This is a genomic window from Saccharopolyspora sp. NPDC002686 (assembly GCF_040295745.1).
GTDB lineage: Bacteria > Actinomycetota > Actinomycetes > Mycobacteriales > Pseudonocardiaceae > Saccharopolyspora > Saccharopolyspora oryzae.
In genome coordinates, this window is the sequence record NZ_JBEOVY010000524.1 from 1 (window position 1) to 3,607 (window position 3,607).

Annotated in this window: 3 protein-coding genes; all 3 read right to left on the bottom strand. The window is 66.0% G+C overall.

Annotated features, from left to right (window positions below; all coding sequences use genetic code 11):
• Positions 1–119: 119 nt before the first annotated feature.
• On the bottom strand, positions 120–2,222 hold the full coding sequence (gene fusA / locus ABTZ89_RS36905; RefSeq protein WP_351053720.1) for an elongation factor G: 2,103 nt from the start codon (positions 2,220–2,222) through the stop codon (positions 120–122).
• 77 nt (positions 2,223–2,299) lie between these two features.
• On the bottom strand, positions 2,300–2,770 hold the full coding sequence (gene rpsG / locus ABTZ89_RS36910) for a 30S ribosomal protein S7 (protein ID WP_093155232.1): 471 nt from the start codon (positions 2,768–2,770) through the stop codon (positions 2,300–2,302).
• The gene (rpsL, locus tag ABTZ89_RS36915; protein ID WP_093155402.1) at positions 2,770–3,144 is read right to left on the bottom strand and encodes a 30S ribosomal protein S12; all 375 of its coding nucleotides are present in this window, start codon (positions 3,142–3,144) and stop codon (positions 2,770–2,772) included. The genes rpsG and rpsL overlap by 1 nt, the downstream gene beginning before the upstream one ends.
• Between the last annotated feature and the right edge of the window lie 463 nt (positions 3,145–3,607).

Genomic DNA, 3,607 nt, shown 5'->3' on the forward strand with positions numbered 1-3,607 from the left:
GGCCCGGCCCCTTGCGGATCTCGGCCCGCACGCCGCCGAACTGGAGGGGATTGCTCCCCGGTCGCCTTCGCGAGGCGTCGCCTGCGCCCGGTCCCGGTCACCCGGGGCCGAGCAGCGGGTCACTCGCCCGTTGCCTTGGCGATGATCTCCTTCGCCACGTTCGCCGGAACCTCGGCGTAGGAGTCGAACACCATCGAGTAGTTGGCACGACCCTGGGTCTTGGACCGCAGGTCGCCGACATACCCGAACATCTCCGACAGCGGCACGAGGGCCTTGACGACGCGGGTACCGCTGCGCTCCTCCATGGCCTGGACCTGGCCACGGCGGGAGTTCAGGTCGCCGATGACATCGCCCATGTAGTCCTCGGGCGTGGTCACCTCGACCGCCATCATCGGCTCGAGCAGCGCGGGGGACGCCTTGGCGGCGGACTCCTTGAGCGCCATCGAACCAGCGACCTTGAACGCCATTTCCGACGAGTCGACCTCGTGGTACTGGCCGTCGAGCAAGGTCACCTTCACGCCGACCAGCGGGTAGCCGGCCAGCACGCCGTACTGCATCGCGTCCTGCGCACCCTGGTCGACCGACGGGATGTACTCCCGCGGAACCCGGCCACCCGTGACCTTGTTCTCGAACTCGTAGGTCGGGGCGTCGGCGCTCTGCTCGATCGGGTCGAGGGCGATGATCACGCGCGCGAACTGACCGGAACCACCGGTCTGCTTCTTGTGCGTGTACTCGTACTTCTCGATCGACTTGCGAATCGTCTCGCGGTAGGCCACCTGCGGCTTACCGATGTTCGCCTCGACCTTGAAGTCGGTCTTCATCCGGTTGACCAGCACCTCGAGGTGCAGCTCACCCATGCCCTTGATGATGGTCTGACCGGTTTCCTCGTCCAGCTTGACCTGGAACGTGGGGTCTTCCTCGGCGAGCTTCTGGATCGCCGTGGAGAGCTTCTCCTGGTCGGCCTTCGTCTTGGGCTCGATGGCCACCTCGATGACCGGCTCCGGGAAGGTCATCGACTCGAGCACGATCGGGTTCGCCGCGTCGCACAGGGTGTCACCGGTGGTGGTGTCCTTCAGACCGATCACCGCGTAGATGTGGCCGGCCTGCACCTCCTCCACCGGGTTCTCCTTGTTGGAGTGCATCTGGAACATCTTCCCGATGCGCTCCTTCTTGCCCTTGGTCGAGTTGATGACCTGGGCGCCGGAAGCGACCTTGCCCGAGTAGACGCGGATGTAGGTCAGCTTGCCGAAGAACGGGTGAACCGCGATCTTCGAGACCAGCGCGGCGAACGGCTCCTCGGTGCTCGGCTTGCGCTCCGCCGGGGTCTCGCCGTCCTGCAGGGTGCCCTGCACCGGCGGGACGTCCAGCGGCGACGGCAGGTAGTCCACCACCGCGTCGAGCATGGGCTGAACGCCCTTGTTCTTGAACGCGGTGCCGCACAGGACCGGGAAGGCCTCGCGGCTGGTGGTGAGCTTCCGGATGCCGCCCTTGATCTGCTCCTCGGTCAGCTCCTCGCCGCCGAAGTAGGCCTCCATCAGGGCCTCGTCGGTCTCCGCGACGGCCTCGATCAGCTTCTCGCGGTACTCGGCGGCCTTGTCGGCGAGCTCGGCCGGGATCTCCTCGATCTCGTAGTCCGTGCCCTTCTGGACCTCACCGCGCCAGGTCAGAGCCTTCATCTTGACCAGGTCGATGACGCCCTCGAAGTCCGACTCGGCGCCGATGGGCAGCTGGATGACCAGCGGGGTGGCGTGCAGCCGGTCCTCGATGGTCTTGACCGTGAAGTAGAAGTCCGCACCCAGCTTGTCCATCTTGTTGACGAAGCAGATGCGCGGAACGTCGTACTTGTCCGCCTGGCGCCAGACCTGCTCGGACTGCGGCTCGACACCCTCCTTGCCGTCGAACACCGCGACCGCGCCGTCGAGCACGCGCAGCGAACGCTCCACCTCGACGGTGAAGTCGACGTGGCCCGGGGTGTCGATGATGTTGATCTGGGTGTCGCCCCAGAAGGTGGTGGTGGCAGCCGAGGTGATGGTGATACCCCGCTTCTGCTCCTCCTCCATCCAGTCCATCTGGGAAGCGCCGTCGTGCGTCTCACCGAGCTTGTGGGTGATCCCGGTGTAGTACAGGATCCGCTCGGTCGTGGTGGTCTTGCCCGCATCGATGTGGGCCATGATGCCGATGTTGCGGACCTTGGTCAGGTCAGTCAGCACGTCGCGTGCCACGAGTTTGTTCCCCGTTCCCTACAGCAGGTGCAAGCTGTTGAAGCGGTGTGCCAAGGCGGGCAAGAGCCGACCCGACATCACCAGCGGTAGTGCGCGAAGGCCTTGTTGGACTCCGCCATCTTGTGCGTGTCTTCGCGCTTCTTGACGCTCGCGCCGAGACCGTTGCTGGCGTCCAGCAGCTCGTTCATCAGGCGCTCGACCATGGTCTTCTCGCGGCGGGCCCGCGAGTAGCTGACCAGCCAGCGCAGCGCGAGGGTGGTCGAACGACCGGCGCGCACCTCGATCGGCACCTGGTAGGTCGCGCCACCGACGCGGCGGCTGCGGACCTCCAGGGTCGGCTTCACGTTGTCCAGAGCACGCTTGAGCGTGACGACCGGGTCAGTGCCGGTCTTCTCCCGGCAGCCTTCCAGCGCCGCGTAGACGATCCGCTCGGCCAGCGAACGCTTGCCGTCGACCAGGACCTTGTTGACCAGCTGCGTGACCAGCGGCGACCCGTAGACGGGGTCGGCGTGCAGCGGCCTCTTCGGGGCCGGACCCTTGCGGGGCATCAGCTCTTCTCCTTCTTCGCACCGTACTTGCTGCGAGACTGCTTGCGGTTCTTCACACCCTGGGTGTCAGCGGAACCGCGGAGGATCTTGTAGCGCACACCGGGAAGGTCCTTCACACGGCCGCCACGAACGAGCACGATCGAGTGCTCCTGCAGGTTGTGACCCTCACCGGGGATGTAGGCCGTGACCTCGATGCCGCTGCTCAGCTTCACACGGGCGACCTTGCGCAGGGCCGAGTTGGGCTTCTTGGGGGTGGTGGTGTACACGCGGGTGCACACGCCACGCCGCTGCGGGCTCCCCTTGAGCGCCGCGGTCTTGGTCTTGGCGACCTTGTCCTGGCGGCCCTTACGGACCAGCTGCTGGATGGTGGGCATGGACCGGCTTTCTGTCAGCGTTCGCGTCTTCTGGTACTCGACCAAGCGGCCGCTCGTTCGAGCTTCGGCGTGCCCTGGCGTCGAGCACCTGTCAGGCACTGTGGTTCGGAACTCCCCCGCCCACGAGGTCGGGCGTGTCGCCCTCTTCTCGGCCTTGCGGCGCTGATGCACCCCAGCGGGAACGACCCCGGTGGGGTTGTCGAGAGGAGTTCCGCACATCCTCGGCGCTGGCGCAGTCGCCCGAAAACGGGGACCACGTCATGCACGGGCATGCGGATCGACCCGATGGGTGTCGGGTCCGATAAACAAAGATACCTGCCCCGTTCTCAGAGGGTCAAAACGGGGTCCCCCTTGACCTGCTCGATCACCCGGCGCTGCCGCCGCGCCACCTCAGGAGTGCGAGCTCTCATCAAGTCGTGCACCACTGTACCTACCGTGACAAGGGTCTCCCGGCAGGCGAGAC